This is a genomic window from Martinezella sp. CNPSo 3959 (assembly GCF_057784355.1).
Map to the genome: position 1 here is coordinate 500,953 of NZ_JBXSOV010000001.1, position 15,731 is coordinate 516,683.

Annotated in this window: 14 protein-coding genes; 5 read left to right on the forward strand and 9 right to left on the reverse strand. The window is 58.7% G+C overall.

The genetic code is table 11. The features are described from left to right. Positions 1-750, forward strand: a complete 750-nt coding sequence (locus tag AC13RE_RS02540; RefSeq protein ID WP_488561835.1) for a hypothetical protein — start codon at positions 1-3, stop codon at positions 748-750. A 52-nt stretch (positions 751-802) separates the two neighbouring features. On the opposite strand, the gene AC13RE_RS02545 is transcribed toward AC13RE_RS02540, so the two are convergent. The 3 genes from AC13RE_RS02545 to AC13RE_RS02555 form a co-directional block, all read right to left on the reverse strand. Beyond that, positions 803-2,575: an ankyrin repeat domain-containing protein gene (locus AC13RE_RS02545; RefSeq protein WP_488561836.1), complete on the reverse strand. Its 1,773-nt coding sequence runs from the start codon at positions 2,573-2,575 to the stop codon at positions 803-805. 164 nt (positions 2,576-2,739) lie between these two features. Continuing rightward, positions 2,740-3,564 (reverse strand): TolB family protein, encoded by an 825-nt coding sequence (locus AC13RE_RS02550; protein ID WP_488561837.1) that lies wholly within the window; start codon positions 3,562-3,564, stop codon positions 2,740-2,742. A 31-nt stretch (positions 3,565-3,595) separates the two neighbouring features. Next, positions 3,596-5,275: an NAD+ synthase gene (locus AC13RE_RS02555; protein ID WP_112334832.1), complete on the reverse strand. Its 1,680-nt coding sequence runs from the start codon at positions 5,273-5,275 to the stop codon at positions 3,596-3,598. A gap of 140 nt (positions 5,276-5,415) precedes the next feature. Between AC13RE_RS02555 and AC13RE_RS02560 the strand changes: the two genes are divergently transcribed. Further along, positions 5,416-5,613: a hypothetical protein gene (locus tag AC13RE_RS02560; protein WP_488561838.1), complete on the forward strand. Its 198-nt coding sequence runs from the start codon at positions 5,416-5,418 to the stop codon at positions 5,611-5,613. A gap of 76 nt (positions 5,614-5,689) precedes the next feature. Beyond that, complete coding sequence (locus tag AC13RE_RS02565; RefSeq protein ID WP_488561839.1) at positions 5,690-6,226, forward strand: DUF1003 domain-containing protein; 537 nt, start codon at positions 5,690-5,692, stop codon at positions 6,224-6,226. A gap of 3 nt (positions 6,227-6,229) precedes the next feature. Here AC13RE_RS02565 and AC13RE_RS02570 read toward each other — a convergent pair whose 3' ends face one another. The 5 genes from AC13RE_RS02570 to rpiA all read right to left on the reverse strand — a co-directional run bounded on the left by AC13RE_RS02570 (position 6,230) and on the right by rpiA (position 11,177). Continuing rightward, positions 6,230-6,655 (reverse strand): GFA family protein, encoded by a 426-nt coding sequence (locus AC13RE_RS02570; protein WP_488561840.1) that lies wholly within the window; start codon positions 6,653-6,655, stop codon positions 6,230-6,232. Between the two features lie 157 nt (positions 6,656-6,812). Beyond that, a complete protein-coding gene (locus AC13RE_RS02575) occupies positions 6,813-8,186 on the reverse strand; it encodes a class II 3-deoxy-7-phosphoheptulonate synthase (RefSeq protein WP_112334694.1) in 1,374 nt (457 codons plus the stop codon). A 154-nt stretch (positions 8,187-8,340) separates the two neighbouring features. Beyond that, positions 8,341-9,726 carry a glutathione-disulfide reductase gene (gor, locus tag AC13RE_RS02580; RefSeq protein WP_488561841.1) on the reverse strand — a complete coding sequence of 462 codons (1,386 nt, stop codon included), beginning with the start codon at positions 9,724-9,726 and terminating at the stop codon, positions 8,341-8,343. 181 nt (positions 9,727-9,907) lie between these two features. Further along, positions 9,908-10,462 (reverse strand): DUF2059 domain-containing protein, encoded by a 555-nt coding sequence (locus AC13RE_RS02585; protein ID WP_112606318.1) that lies wholly within the window; start codon positions 10,460-10,462, stop codon positions 9,908-9,910. 13 nt (positions 10,463-10,475) lie between these two features. Continuing rightward, the gene (rpiA, locus tag AC13RE_RS02590; RefSeq protein WP_488561842.1) at positions 10,476-11,177 is read right to left on the reverse strand and encodes a ribose-5-phosphate isomerase RpiA; all 702 of its coding nucleotides are present in this window, start codon (positions 11,175-11,177) and stop codon (positions 10,476-10,478) included. A gap of 195 nt (positions 11,178-11,372) precedes the next feature. Between rpiA and AC13RE_RS02595 the strand changes: the two genes are divergently transcribed. Both AC13RE_RS02595 and AC13RE_RS02600 read left to right on the forward strand, forming a co-directional pair. Continuing rightward, positions 11,373-12,047, forward strand: a complete 675-nt coding sequence (locus AC13RE_RS02595; protein ID WP_112334690.1) for an HAD family hydrolase — start codon at positions 11,373-11,375, stop codon at positions 12,045-12,047. A gap of 430 nt (positions 12,048-12,477) precedes the next feature. Further along, positions 12,478-13,395 carry a TIGR02281 family clan AA aspartic protease gene (locus AC13RE_RS02600; protein WP_488561843.1) on the forward strand — a complete coding sequence of 306 codons (918 nt, stop codon included), beginning with the start codon at positions 12,478-12,480 and terminating at the stop codon, positions 13,393-13,395. 100 nt (positions 13,396-13,495) lie between these two features. Here the strand turns inward: AC13RE_RS02600 and AC13RE_RS02605 are convergent, their stop codons facing one another. Next, on the reverse strand, positions 13,496-15,394 hold the full coding sequence (locus tag AC13RE_RS02605; RefSeq protein ID WP_488561844.1) for a L,D-transpeptidase family protein: 1,899 nt from the start codon (positions 15,392-15,394) through the stop codon (positions 13,496-13,498). Between the last annotated feature and the right edge of the window lie 337 nt (positions 15,395-15,731).

Genomic DNA, 15,731 nt, shown 5'->3' on the forward strand with positions numbered 1-15,731 from the left:
GTGAACCGCGGCATAAAACAAGCTTCCATTGCCCTCTTTTCCCTGCTGGCGGCCACGCCGGCCCTCGCACAGGCCGATCTCTGTGACGAACTGCGCGGCCGCTATGTCGACATCAACGAGGTGATCGGCGCTAGCCAGGAAACGCGCCAGCTCTCGCGCGCCATCGTGCAGCAGAACTTGATGATCCGCCGGACGATGAGCGATCTGCGCAACCAGGGCTGCGCCGAAGGCGACGATGGCGTATTTGGCGGCCAGGACAATCAGGGCGTCTGCGATAACATCAGGCAATCGATCGATCAGATGCGGCAGGATCTCTCCGTGCTGATGGATCAGCGCGAGGAAAGCGTCGACCGCGTCGATGCCGTAGCCATGCAGCGCCGGCAGTTGCTGGATACGATGCAGCGCAACGGCTGCAGCTTGCCGGCTTCGGCAACCCCGGATATCGTGATCGATACCCACACGAAGATGGACGCCTATGCACCGCAGGAGCAGTCCCTGGCCAAGCCTGAAAGCTCCATCACCGTCATCGAGACGCCAAGGCTTCAGAAGAATTCGAGCCTCGAACAAAAGCAGGCGCCCGCGCCGATTCCCAAGGTAACACAGGCGCAGCCTCAGCAGTTTCCGCCGGATCGCCCTTACGATCCCTCAGCCCATAAGGTACGCCAGGTCGGCCCGCAATTCCTCGCGACTGACCAGGGCAGCATCGACCTCAAGCATCCCAAAGAGGCCGGGCCGCAGCCGACGCAATAATGCGCGGCCAGCCGTTTCTCATTTTCGCCTGACCCGCGCTACTTCCAAGGTTTTATGCCGATGCCGACTGGCGCAACAGGGAGATGACGGACTCATCACCCGCCTCCTGCGCAAGATCGCGGTAAGATCGTCCGGAAGCGTCCCTGATCGAGCGATCCGCACCCTTCGCCAGCAGGAAGCGCACCGCCTCGCCGCAGTGATTGACAATGGCAAACCCGAGCGGCGTCATCCAATCGCGATCGGTAGGCTGCCCATGCGAGCGGAAGTCCCCGAAGCGGATATTCACCTGCTCGGGATGCTTATCGAGAATGACAGCCAGCTGGTCGATCTGGCCGAAAGTGGCCGCCGCGAAAATATCGAGCGGATGGGCTTTCAGAAACTCGACCATCTCATCCTTGCCATTATATTCGGCCCAACCGATTGGCGGCGCATGAAAATTCGGATCGCGAATAGTGGTATCGGCTCCATGCTCGATCAGCAGCTTCGCCATCTCCATATGGCCATGCAGCGCCGCCTCATGCAGCGGCGTACGGCTCGTCATCGCGTTGACGTCGAGGCCCAACGCCAGCATGCGGCGCACGGCCTCCAAGTCGTTTTCCCCGGCAGCGTCGTGGAGCATGGCGGGATGGGCCTTACGCATCGCCGCCGCGATATCACCATCGCCCGCAAGTCTCTTTATGTGTTTAATGAATGACGCCATGTGCTTGCCGGCTACCGCCGGAGTGATCGCCTTTTTTCGGGGCTTCCGATGTATTTGGATATAGACTTGATCCTCGTCTTTCAGACGAACCGCTACAGCTCCCTGCTGAACGAGATATAATGTGAGATCCTTATCATTGCCTAGCCGCGCCCATTCGTAGGGCGTTCTCCCATTGACGGGCTTGTGAACATCAGCACCATTTTCCACCAGTAGGCGCACCCGTTCGCTCATGCGATGTTCCAGCGCCCAGGCAAGCTGATAGTCGAAAACGGTCTGCGTGTTCTCGACGAACTTGCCATCCTCGCGCACGAGCCAATTGTTCTTATCCCTAGCGGACAAGCCATATTCGATCAGCAATTTCAGACATGTATTGTCGGGTTCGAACATGCGGTTGTAGAGCGCCTGGCTGTCATTCGCCTCCGCGCCGGCATCGAGCAGCAACCGCGCGAAAGCCTCGCATTCCGGATGCTGAGGCTGACGCTCCTTCCCCGCCTCGCCTTCCCCGAAGACGCCAGTCAACACGGTGAAGCGATATTGGCCGGCATCGAGGAAGAAGGCGTTGACATCGGCCCCGCGCCTGACCAGCTCACGGGCTGCCGGCAGGCTGGAACGACCCGACACGCGAGCATAGGCCGCGCACATCAGCGGAGTGAGATCATGCGGCCCGCCTCGGCGATCGAGAAGCTGTGGCTGACGATCGAGCCAACGACTTACGCGGTCGGCATCGCCAAGCGCGGCAGCGACATGAATGCTTTCATCGGCAATCTCCGGATTGTCTTCAAGCAGTCGCAGCGCCTCATCGAAGCGCGCGGGATCGGCGGGAATATTGGCAAAGTAAGAAACCGTCGCCAGTGACAGGAAACGGTTGGCGAGCTGGTCCCGTGGAACATGTTTACGATCGTCGCTTTCCAGATGCGCCTTGAGCTTCGTCCAGCTGGAAAAGCCGAATTCGCGGGCAAGAACGAGCTGAATGTCCTGCAACCCCACGTTAGCGACATCGGCAAAATAGGGCGCAACGCGGCTGCGCGCCGAAGCATCGCCCGACTGTACGGCCTTGAGGAAAGACTTGGCCTGCTTTTTCAGGGAATCGAGAGTGGCGTCGACAGCCAAAGAGCGCGTGGTCACGATAGACCTCCTTCCATTTACGTCCGGTATCCGCGCCCACAGACTGAAAAGAGGTGTGGCAGTCTCACTTTATATGCATCAGGTGGGCCTAGCCCTTCCCGCGGATCGGATGCGCCCTGAGAACGCATCCAGATCTATCGCGCCGGTTGCGATCTGTCCAGAGCTCAGGCCGGCTCATAGCGGACATAGGCGAACTCGTTCCCATCCGGTGACCAGTTCGGCACATTGATCGACCCCTGCCCGCCAAAGAGCTCGAACAGCGTCGTGATATTGCCGCCGTCCATATCCATCAGCCGCATCCGCACATTGAGATCGCGCGGATGATCGAAGACGTCGGGATCGTAGGAGATCAGGACGACCTTGTCGTTTTTTGGCGACGGATGCGCGAACCAATTGCCGTAATTGTCGTCGGTCAGTTGCTGCAAGCCGGTGCCGTCGGGATGGATGCGCCAGATCTGCATGAGGCCGGTGCGGCTCGAATTGAAATAGATCCATTGCCCGTCGGCCGAATAGTCAGGTCCGTCATTGCGGCCCTCGCCATGCGTCAGTCGGGTCTCTTCGCCGCCATCGATCGAGATCGTATAGATATCGAAAACGTCGTTGCGGATGCCGCAATAGGAGAAACGCTTCCCGTCCGGCGACCAGCCGTGCCAATAGGACGGCAGATTGGTGGTCACCTGCCTTGGCGTGCCGCCCTCTGCGGGTAGAACATAGATGCAGGACTTGCCGTGCTGCGTCTTGTCGGAAATCGCGATCAGCGAACCATCCGGGGAAATGCCATGATCGTTGTTGCACTGGGTCGCAAAGTCGGTGTCGACCTGGGCGATGCCGCTGCCATCCAGCGGCAGCCGGTAAAGTAGGCCGTCGCCATTCAGCAGCAGATATCGGCCGTCAGGCGAATAGTTCGGCGCTTCGATCAGCTGGTCCGTTTGCCAGACGATCCGGTTTGCACCCGTGCGGATATTATAGATCTCGACCGAGCTGCGCATTCTTCCTCTCCCTTGCCGCTGGATATCGCGATCAGCGATCGCGGAATCGGTTGGTGATCGGATAGCGACGGTCGCGACCGAAATTCTTCTTGGTGATCTTCACACCCGGTGCCGACTGGCGGCGCTTGTATTCTGCGAGATAAAGCAGGTGTTCGATGCGATGTACGGTCGCGACATCATGGCCCCGGGCCACGATCTCCTCCACCGACATCTCCTTCTCCACCAGGCATTCGAGGATATCGTCAAGCACCGGATAGGGCGGCAGCGAATCCTGGTCCGTCTGGTTAGGCCTCAATTCCGCCGAAGGCGCCTTGTCGATGATGTTATGGGGAATGACCTCACCCGAGGGCCCGAGCGCACCGGGGGGCACATGCAGGTTGCGCCAGCGCGACAGCGCATAGACCTGCATCTTGTAGAGATCCTTGATCGGGTTGAAGCCGCCGTTCATGTCGCCATAGAGCGTGGCGTAGCCGACCGACATTTCCGACTTGTTGCCCGTCGTCACCACCATCGAGCCGAACTTGTTGGAGATCGCCATCAGAATGGTGCCGCGGGCGCGGCTCTGCAGGTTTTCCTCGGTGATGCCGCTTTCCGTACCTTCAAAGAGATCCGACAAGGCCGAAGTAAAGCCCGTCACCGGATCTTCGATCGGCACGATATCGTAGCGGCAGCCGAGCGCCTTGGCGCAATCGGCCGCATCCTTCAACGAATCCTGCGAGGTATAGCGATAAGGCAGCATGACGGTGCGCACGCGTTCTTCGCCGAGCGCATCGACGGCAATCGCGGCGCAGATCGCCGAGTCGATACCGCCGGAAAGGCCGAGCACGACCGACTTGAAGCCGTTCTTGTTGACATAGTCGCGGAAGCCCAGCAGGCAGGCGCGATAATCCGCCTCCTCACCTTCCGGAATATGAGCCATCGGCCCTTCGGCGCAATGCCAGCCATCGCCGTTCTTCTTCCAGGTCGTCACGGCAAGCGCGGTCTCGAACTGACTCATCTGGAAGGCCAGCGTCTTGTCTGCGTTGAAGCCGAAGCTCGCGCCATCGAAAACCAACTCGTCCTGGCCGCCGAGCTGAGCGGCATAGATCATCGGTAGGCCGGTTTCGAGAACCTGCTTCAGCACGACCTGATGGCGGATATCCACCTTGCCGCGATAATAGGGCGAACCATTCGGCGACAGCAGGATTTCAGCGCCACTCTCAGCCAGCGTTTCGCAAACGCCGAGTTCACCCCAGATGTCCTCGCAGATCGGAATACCCAGCCTAACGCCGCGGAAATTGACCGGACCGGGCATGGCGCCCTGATCGAACACTCGCTTCTCGTCGAACTCACCGTAGTTCGGCAGGTCTACCTTGTCACGGACGGCGATCACCTTCCCGCCATCGAGCACGGCAATCGAATTATAGCGCCCAGTTTCGTCCTGTCGGGGAAAGCCGATAATGACGCCGGGGCCGCCATCGGCCGTATCCGCGGCCAGAGCCTCAACCGCTTTCCAGCAGGCGCGGATAAAGGCCGGCTTCAGCACGAGATCTTCCGGCGGATAGCCGGAAATGAACAATTCCGTCAGCAATACGAGCTGTGCGCCTTCGCGCGCGGCTTCGGCGCGGGCGTCACGCGCCTTGGCGAGATTGCCGGAGACATCGCCGACCGTCGGATTGAGCTGCGCGACGGCGATGCGAATGGTGTTGGTAATCTGGCTTTGCTCTGTCATGCCATACATTTAGCGATGCCATCTTCCTTCCGCAACCGCCTTCCTTCCCGCACACGCATCAAAGATCACGCCACCCGCACAAGGGGTATTTCTGCCCGGAAAAATACTAAGCCAACCTTACAAAGAAGACTTTGATCGCATTGATCATTGAATCCGCGCTGGCAGACATTCCCTTCATCGATGCCGTGAATGCCGATGCCTATTACGCCATAAAGGACCCGATCTTCGGCATTATCATGGACGGCGCGAATGACTGGGGCGGCAGCCCAGATGCTCCGAACCTCAGCGGCCAGCATGCGCTCTGGCCGCACAGCGGCAAACCGCCTCGTGATGTTTGATACCTTCTCTCGTTGCATTTTTGCCCATTGGTCGAATAGTTGCATTCAACGCCACTTGGACCTCGGAGCCCTCTCAATGCATAATCCTCCCAACTTCGTTCATCTCCATTTTGACAAGACAGCCGATCAGCTCGGCGATATCGAAAAGCGCGTTCTTAAAAAGGCGCACGAGCGAAAAGTCATCTCCACCGATATCAATGCAGCTATCTCGGCGGGATCGTCCAGAGGAGAGCGTCTGGCTGATGGCATTGCCCGCGTCGGCGGCTCCTGGTCCTTCATCATCGCCTTCCTGCTGTTTCTGGTCTTCTGGTGCATCATCAACACGATCCTTCTCACCACGAACGCCTTCGACCCCTATCCCTTCATCTTTTTGAACCTCGTCCTATCCATGCTCGCCGCGATCCAGGCGCCGATCATCATGATGTCCCAGAACCGGCAGGCAGAAAGGGACCGCTTCGAGGCGGCCAAGGATTACGAGGTCAATCTTAAATCCGAGCTGGAAGTGCTATCGCTGCACCAGAAGATTGATATGCAGGTGTTGACCGAGCTCGCGGTGGTGCGGGAGGAGCTCGCCAAGCTCAGCAAGCTCGTTATCGAAAAAGGCAGTATCTGAGGGTCAATCGGAGGGGCCGGCCGTCAGCAATCCCGGTCGGCCCTGCCGATATTGCGGCAGTCCGTCGCTGACCTCATAATAGTCGCCCTTGTCGGCACAATAGATGTGATAAGCTATCTTGAGGCCGCTCGGCTGGTCGAACAGACCGGCCATGATCGATATTTCGGCAGCGCTATCGGCCATCCAGAACAAGGCCGAGCCGCAAGTCTTACAAAAACCGCGGCGCGCGAATGTGCTGGCACGATACCAGGTAATCGCCTCTTCTCCCTCGATAACGAGATTTTCGCGCGCGACGTTGGTTGCGGCGTAATAGAGACCGGTCTGCTTGCGGCATTGCGAACAATGGCAGGCAACAACCTCGCGCAGCTTGCCGCGTGTCCTGAAACCTACGCTGCCGCAAAGGCAGGTTCCCGTGTGTTCGTCGTTCATCATCGCTCCCCTTGTTTTGAGGCAGCCTTTCCGAGAACGGCACCCGGGTCAATTTCAAAGAAATGAAGCATCTTTCAACCGCGCTGATCGCTCCGGCCCAAAAGCAAACGGGCCGGTTTTCGCCGGCCCGTTCGATAGGTCATGGATGCGGCTTCACTCAGCCATGTGCGCGCATACGCTTCTCGTCACGGCCACCCTTCATACGCTCGGCGAGCAAGAAGGCGAGCTCGAGCGCCTGGTCGGCATTGAGGCGCGGGTCGCAATGCGTGTGATAGCGATCCTGAAGGTCCTCGGCGCCGACGGCGCGGGCACCGCCCGTGCATTCGGTCACATCCTTGCCGGTCATCTCGATGTGGATGCCGCCCGGATGCGTGCCTTCGGCACGGTGGATCTGGAAGAAGCTCTCGACTTCCGACAGGATGCGCTCGAACGGACGCGTCTTGTAGTTGTTGAGCGTGATCGTGTTGCCATGCATCGGGTCGCAGGACCAGACGACTTTTCGGCCTTCCTTCTCGACAGCTCGGATGAGGCGCGGCAGATTGTCGGCAACCTTGTCGTGCCCGAAACGGCAGATCAGCGTCAGGCGACCGGCTTCGTTCTGCGGGTTCAGAATATCGATCAGATTAAGCAGATCGTCCGCCTGCAGCGAAGGCCCGCACTTCAGACCGATCGGGTTCTTGATGCCGCGGAAATACTCGACATGGGCATGATCGGCCTGGCGCGTGCGGTCGCCGATCCAGAGCATGTGGCCCGAGGTCGCGTACCAGTCGCCGGTCGTGGAATCGACGCGGGTGAAGGCTTCTTCATAGCCAAGCAACAGCGCTTCGTGGCTGGTGAAGAAATCGGTTTCACGCAGGCTCGCATTGCTTTCGGCGGTGATGCCGATCGCGCGCATGAAATCCATCGTCTCGCCGATGCGGTCGGCAAGCTTACGGTAGCGTTCGCCCTGCGGGCTATCCTTGACGAAGCCGAGCATCCACTTCTGCACGTTTTCAAGGTTCGCGTAGCCGCCCATGGCAAAGGCGCGCAGCAGATTGAGCGTCGCAGCGGACTGGCGGTAAGCCATCAGCTGACGTTCCGGATTGGGGATGCGTGCGTCTTCGGTGAAATCGATGCCGTTGATGATGTCGCCACGATAGCTCGGCAGCGAGATGCCGTTCTGCGTTTCGATGTTCGAAGAGCGCGGCTTGGCGAACTGACCGGCAATACGGCCAACCTTGACGACCGGCAGCTGCGCACCGAAGGTCAGCACGACGGCCATCTGCAGGAAGGCGCGGAAGAAGTCGCGGATCGTATCGGCACCATGCTCGGCGAAGCTTTCGGCGCAATCGCCGCCCTGAAGCAGGAAGCCATTGCCTTCGGCGACATTAGCAAGATGCGCCTTCAGACGACGGGCTTCACCGGCAAAAACAAGCGGCGGATAGCTTGCAAGCTGCGCTTCGGTCTCTGCCAGCGCTGCCTTGTCCGGAAAATCCGGCACCTGCTGGATCGGTTTCTGCCGCCAACTGCTCGGTGTCCAATTCTGTGCCATCTCACTCACCTGCTTGTGCGCCCGATCTTTCTCGGGCGGCCCATCGTCGTAAATAACGCGCGCTTATAAACCTTTGCCGCCCGCTTGCAAAGGCGGGCAAACTACTGTGCGAATCTTTTATGGTGCAGCCGATATTTGCGTGAAAACGGGGCCGTTACACGCGCTCGCCATTGCGGATGCGGTAGCTTGGCGAATACATCGTCACCAATTCTTCCGCCGCCGTCGGATGTACCGCCATGGTGCGGTCGAAATCGTCCTTGGTGCAGCCCGCCTTCAGCGTAATGCCGAGAAGCTGCGCCATCTCGCCAGCATCGTGGCCAAGAATATGGGCGCCGATGACCTTGCGGTCCGCAGTATTGACGATCAGCTTCATGATCATCTTCTCGGCTCGGCCCGAAAGCGTCGCCTTCATCGGCCGGAACTGCGCACGATAGACCTCGAGTTCAGGATAGCGCTTGGCAGCATCCTCCTCGGTCAGGCCGACGGTACCGATTTCCGGCTGCGAGAAGACGGCCGTCGGGATCAGTTCGTGGTCCGGCCGCGTCGGATTGTCCTTGTAGACGGTCTCGATGAAGCACATAGCCTCGTGGATCGCGACGGGCGTCAGCTGTACTCGGTCGGTGACGTCGCCGAGAGCGAAGATATTCGGAACGGAAGTGCGCGAATATTCGTCGACGATAATAGCGCCCTGCTCGTTGATCGCCACGCCGGCAGCCTGAAGCCCGAGATTTTCTGTGTTCGGCGTGCGGCCAAGTGCCAGCATCACGGTATCGACCGTCAGCGCCTTGTCGTTCTTCGTCCGAACGCTGAGCCTGCCCTCTGCCTTCTCGACGTGCTCGATGATGTCGTGGCAGAGAATGCGGATGCCCTTCTCCTCCATGGCCTCATGCAGGCCTTTGCGCAGGTCGTGATCGAAGCGTGACAGGATCTCCGCACCACGATAGATCAGCGTCGTCTCGACTCCGAGCCCGTGGAAGATATTGGCGAACTCGACGGCAATATATCCGCCGCCGGCGATCAGGATCGACTTCGGCAGTTCCTTCAGGTGGAAGGCCTCGTTCGAGGAGATGCAAAGCTCGTGACCCGGCAGCGCCGTATGCAGATTCGGCCGACCGCCCGTTGCAATCACGATGGTTTCGGCCGTGATGGTCTGGCCGGTCTTCAACAGCTTGGCCGTGTGAGCATCCACCAGCTCTGCGCGTGTATCGAAGATCTCCGCCTTGGCATTGTCGAGCCCCTTGCGATAGAGGCCTTCCAGCCGGGCGATTTCCTTGTCCTTCGCCTCGATCAACTTCTTCCAGTCGAAGCTGCTCTCACCGACCGTCCAGCCGAAACCGGCCGCGTCCTCGAAATGCTCGCTATATTGCGAGGCATAGACGAAGAGCTTCTTAGGCACGCATCCGCGAATGACGCAGGTGCCGCCATAGCGATACTCCTCGGCGATGCCGACCTTCTTGCCGAGCGATGCGGCCATACGCGCGGTGCGCACGCCGCCGGAGCCGCCGCCAATCACGAAAAGGTCGAAATCAAACGAAGGCATGGATCGCTCCTGTAGACGTCAGATGCGCGCGAAGCGCCAATGGGGGTCGCACTCATATAGGGAGCCGGAACATAAAAAGAAAAGCCCGGAATCGATCCGGGCTTCCAATTTCAGCTGCCTGCCGTACGCACCAAAAAGACGAAACATCTCTTTCGGAACGAATGCAGCAAAGACGCGTCGCTTACTGCTTCGGCGCCGGCTGAGCGGCCGCACCGGCATCCGGCGTAACGACCGGCTGCTTGACGACCTTCTGCAGAGCATTGTTGCTCTGCTTTGCGAGATCGCGCGAAATGCCCTGGCTCCAGATATCGGCGGCCTTGTAGAGTTCGCGGGTGGCGAGCGGACCATCCTTGAGAAGCTTCTTGCCTGCCGGCGAACCGTAGAAATCGGCGATCGCCTTGAGTTCGTCGGCCGAGAAAGCCTTGGCATAGGTGATGGCAGCTTCACGCTCCAGATCGGCACGACGTGGTGCGAGCGCGAGCGCGGTGGCATCGACAGTCGAATTGATCGCATCGCCGAAATTCGGGTTTGCCTGGATCATCGTGCTCTTCAGCTGCTCGGCGAGATTAGGCAGAATATTGTCGAACTGGTTGGTAATGCCGAGAGCATTGATCGCGGCGCGGGCAGCCTTGATCTGATCCTCGGAAACTTCCTGAGCGTTGACCGAACCGAAGGCAATGCCGGAAAGAAGAATGGTTGCAGCGGCAAGACGGCCAAGACCCGCAAATTTGATCATGAGATGAGTGCTCCTATGTATTGTTGGCCTGCAACGTGCGCGCACCGGCAGGGCCGGCAATGATCGCTAATGTCGCCATATGGATAAAGAGCCCGTGTTCGACAACGCCGGGAATCGAATAGAGCTCGTTCGACAGCGCCTCTGCATCAGGAATGCGGCCGAAAGATGCATCGACGATGTAATGCCCCCCGTCGGTGACAAAGAGGCTGTCACCGGAGCGGCGCATGTTGAGGGTGCCCGAGAGCCCAAGACGCGAGGCCGCCTTCTCGATGAGGATGCGGGTGGAAACGAGCCCGAACGGATTGACCTCGATAGGCAATGGATATGCGCCGAGCGTCTCGACGACCTTGCTTTGATCCGCAATGACGATCATGCGGGCTGACGATGCCGCAACGATCTTCTCGCGCAACAGCGCACCGCCGCCGCCCTTGATCAGCGTCAGCGCGCCATCCAACTCATCGGCACCATCGATGGTAAGGTCAAGTTCGGGAAGCTCGTCCAGGGATTTCAACGGGACGCCGAGCTCATTGCAAAGCTTGGCCGTCCTTTCGGACGTCGGAACGCCTTGGATCGAGAGGCCGGCAGCAACCTTTTCGGCGAGCAGGCGAACGAATTCCTCCGCCGTGGTGCCGGTGCCGATCCCGAGCCGCATGCCGCTCTCGACATGAGCGAGCGCGGCTCTCGCAGCCTCAATCTTCATCTGGCGGGCGTCCATGCGCCACCTGCTCCCATTGTTACGTTGGTCTGCTGTTTACACGGCTCTCCAGCCAAACGAAAGCCAAAATAACGGCGTGATATAGAAATCCCCGGCCCCTTCCCGCCAAGGCATTCCGGCACTTCAGTTGCAATTGCCTACGCGATCTTTTAACTCCAAAAGACGCACTCTTTTCTCTGCAAAGGCCGATTCCTGGTGAAATCCCCCCTTGTCGTATTCGATCTCGACGGCACGCTGCTGGACACGCATGCGGACCTGATCGTCAGCCTGAACCATACGATCGCGGCGCTCGAGCTTCCCCCGGTCAGTTACGATGACGTGACGCATCTCGTCGGCAACGGCGCGCAGGTCATGATCGAGCGAGCCTGTAAGCTGCACGGCTATATGCTGACATCGGAAGAATTGCCCGCGCTTCTGCAGCGCTTCATCACTCATTATTCGGAAACCATGCCAGGTGTGACGCAGCCTTACCCGGGGCTGCTTGCAGCTCTCGATACGCTGAAGAGCCAAGGCTATAAGCTCGCCGTCTGCACCAACAAGATGGAATCGCTGGCGCGCACCTTGCTCGACCGGCTGAAGCTGACGCATTACTTCGAGGCCATTACCGGCGGCGACACCTTCACCGTCCGCAAGCCGAATGCCGAGCACCTGATCGGCACAGTGGAGCGCGCCGGCGGCGACATCGCCCGTACGATCATGATCGGCGACAGCATCAACGACATCCTCGTCGCCCGCAATGCCGGCGTCCCCTCGATCGCCGTCCCTTTCGGCTACTCCGATGTCGGCATCGAAACGCTCGGACCGAACCGCATCATCTACCACTACGACGAACTGACGCCCGAGCTGGTCGAGGGATTGCTAGCCGCCTGACATAGCTAAGATCTCTGTTGGTTCAGCGACCTAGGTTGTGGTGGGCCTTGCGCGATTCACGCGCTTCAGCCACAACTTATCGAGGTTCTGCCTTCAGTATTTGGACCGCTAGAGGGAAAGCCCCCCCTGCGCGACCGAGGTGGGACAATAACTCGATAGCGGAGCGCTTCCCTTGCTCGTAGCAGATCCCGAAGACCGTAATGCCGGTAGATTGCCAAGCCGCAGAGGCTGGTTTGCTCCTATTGTCCGAACGCTGATCATCTGCGGTGCACTATGCGGAGGTATATGGTTCTACATCTTCGGAGACCGCATTATCGGTTACGTCGAGACGGAAACCGGAGTTGGTGCCAAACCCGATCCCGCTCTTACCGCGGTCTATGAGCATTTTGACATCGCACCTTTGCCGAACATTGTTGCAGGCAGACCTGCGATGGCAGCCGATCTCGATATGTTACGGCGAGAGCATTGTGATTGGAATGCAGTTTACAAATTCGCAGATGAGCTAGCGAAGCAGGGCTATCGCCGAGAAGCGGCCAAAGTCTTCATTGCCTTCTCCGACAAGTGCAAACCGTCGAATATCGCCTTAAGCTCAGCCGCCCAAATTCTGGACGATCTCAGCGACTTCGACGAAGCGCTGAAAGTCTCGAACCAAGTGATAGCAATGTCACCGGGAATGCCTGATTTCTATTTCCAGCGTGCGCGAATTCGCCAAAATGCCAAGAAATATCGGGACGCGATCGATGACTACTATTCGGTCATCGGCCTTACCGACAATATCGCGATACTGAACAGCGCGGTATTTGAGGGAATCTCCGCCAGCTACCGCGAGCTTGGTGAATATTGCGAGGCGATCGGGCCGCTTCAGCTTTGGGTTTCCACCAATCCCGACCGCAATGACACAGCGGTCGTGCGTGGGATCATTAAACTCTATGAAACCATGGGCAAATGCGCCTCGACCTACGCCACCGGCAGCGACCGATTTCCGACGCAGGGCAAGAACGTCATCCTTGCTAAGGTCTCGGTCAATGGCACAGAGGGCGTTTTCATCGTCGACACCGGTGCAAGCTTCGTGGCGGTGAGCAAAGCCTTCGCCGCACGAGCCAAGCTGCCGGTCGACGGCAACAATGGAATATCTCTTCAAACGGCAAACGGCGTTTCTCAAGCCACACGCACAACGGCGACTACCGTGAAGGTTGGGCATGTCCAGGCCAGCGATATCACGGCCGTGGTTCTCGACGACAACGCAGCGCTTGGCACGGAGGTCGACGGGCTGCTCGGTCGCTCCTTCCTCTCGCGCTTCGACGTCACCTTCGGCGGCCGGGAGTGGCGAATCGAGGCGAAGAATTGAACTGAATCGCCCGCTAGAGCCGCGTGACATTCCCGTGCGACAGGCAACAAAAAGGGCGACCGATGGGCCGCCCTTATTCGTTTTCTCCGCTGAACAGACTTTAGATCTGGGCGGTGCGTGCCTTTGAGGTCGCATCCAGCGCCTTCAGCGTGGCGGCATCGCGATCGTAGACGTCGTTGAAATACTGGATGACGCCGTCCTTGTTCGGCCAAGCCGTGAAATAGGCGATGTAGATCGGGAATTTCTGCGGCACGGCCACAGCCTTGTTCTGGCCAGTGGCGATCTGCTTGGCGACGTCATCGACCGTCGTGTTCAGCACGGCGGCGGCCATAGCGCGCGGATCGGCAAGACGGACGCAGCCGTGGCTGAGTGCGCGCATATCCTTCTTGAAGAAGCTCTTCTGCGGCGTATCGTGCATATAGATCGCGTGCGAGTTCGGGAAGAGGATCTTCAATTCACCGAGTGCGTTGTCGCTGCTCGGCGGCTGGCGAACCGAGATGCTCTTCGTCGAGCCGTACCAGTCGACGCTGGAGGACGCGACAGCACGACCGCCGACTTCGACCTGATAGCCCATCCGATCGAGATAGTTCGGATCGGAACGCAGCTTCGGCAGCATCTCGTTGATGATGATCGACTGTGGAACGCCCCAGAACGGATTGAATTCGACCGTCTGCACCTGATTCTCGAAGAAGAAGGTCTGGTGCTGCTTGCTGCCGACGACGACGCGCATCGACAGCTGCTCCTGGTTGTTATTGTAGTAATAGACCATGAAAGCCGGCTGGTTGATGAAGACATAGCGCGGGCCAAGCTCAGGCGGCAGCCAGCGCAACTGCTCCATGGCGACGACCAGCTTCTGGATCTTCACGTCATTGTTCTCGCCGACCATTGCGCGAACGGAGGACGAGCCGATCACGCCATCGGCCGTCAGACCCTTCTCGCGCTGGAAGTCTTCAACCAGCGACACGAGTTCGGGCGTATAGTCCGGCGTGCCCAGATAGGCATCGAAAAGATCGGCATGGGCGGCCTTCAGCGCATCCGATCCGCGGTGCTGGATCGCCTTGACGATGTTGGCCATTTCCGGGGAGCTGCCGCCCGGCTTCAGAATTCCGCTCAGCGAAATGGAGATATGGCTGCCGTCCGACCCGGATTCCGCACGAAGTTTCGCGAGTTCCGCCTTCAAGGCCAGGAATTGCTGATTGGATGGGTTTCGGCTGTTCAGATAAGCTGGAACATCCGGGCTGGCGCGCAATACATCGAGCATCGCCGTCAGATTGACGTCCTTGCGCTTGAAGTCGTGATAGCCGGAAATCTTGTTCGGGTCGAGGCGACCCCGAACCGTATCCTGAACAAACATCAATATCTTGCTGGACAGCGCGAGCTCGAATTGCATGAGCGCGCGATCGCGCATGACCGGATCGGCGTTTTCCGCATCGGCACTGGGCAAAGTTACCGCATAATCGGCGGGATCGAGGCCGACGGAACCCGCATCGGCAAGAGCCGCCATGGCAGCCTTCGCCTTGTCGCTGACGGCATGATCGGCAACCCAGAGAAGCGGCTTGCTCTGATCGGCGTAATAGGCTTCGATCGCCTTGGCGATATCATTGGTCGCCATGACGCGCGCATCTGCCAGATAGCGGCGCTGCGAAATCTCGGAGTCGATCGCAACTGGCGAGGGAGAAGCATCTGCAACGGCACCGGTCACGACCGGGTCAGCGAAATGCGCCGTCGACACCAAACGCATCTGGTCGGCCTTATAGGTATAATATTTTGGCGCATCGACGGTCGGCAGCGGCTGCCTTACTCGCGGAGGCTGATCAGGATCCAGCGTCTGCACCGGATTGACAGGAACGGGAGCCGAAACCTGCGTGCTCTGCTGACGGCCTTGGCCGCCACGGATGAAATCCATGAGGGTCATGGCACTTGCGGAGGTTGCGCCTATCGAGGAAAGGCAACAGGAGAGAGCCAGGACGGATGCGGTGGCTTTGGAAGCAAGTTTCATTCTGTAATCAGTCCCTGTATCGTGCGATGACTTCGAGCTTGGCGGTGCTGTTTTCAACTCGGCCGCGATGTCTTCGACATCGTATACTCACACTATGAAAACGGCGAGGCCCGCCTTTCGTTCAATGCCTCAACTTCATGTGACGAAGCGGTGGCGTCTTTCGCGGCTCAGTCCACACAAAAATATGAAATTATTGGTTAATGCTTTATTGAATTTTTGGAGACTTTTTAAGCGCCCGAAAATGCGTGTCCGTTAATATATGGGCAGCGTGTTAAAAAGAGCACGCCGCACCAAGCAAAACATGACTATAATAGTCATCAAATGGCGCTTTGATATT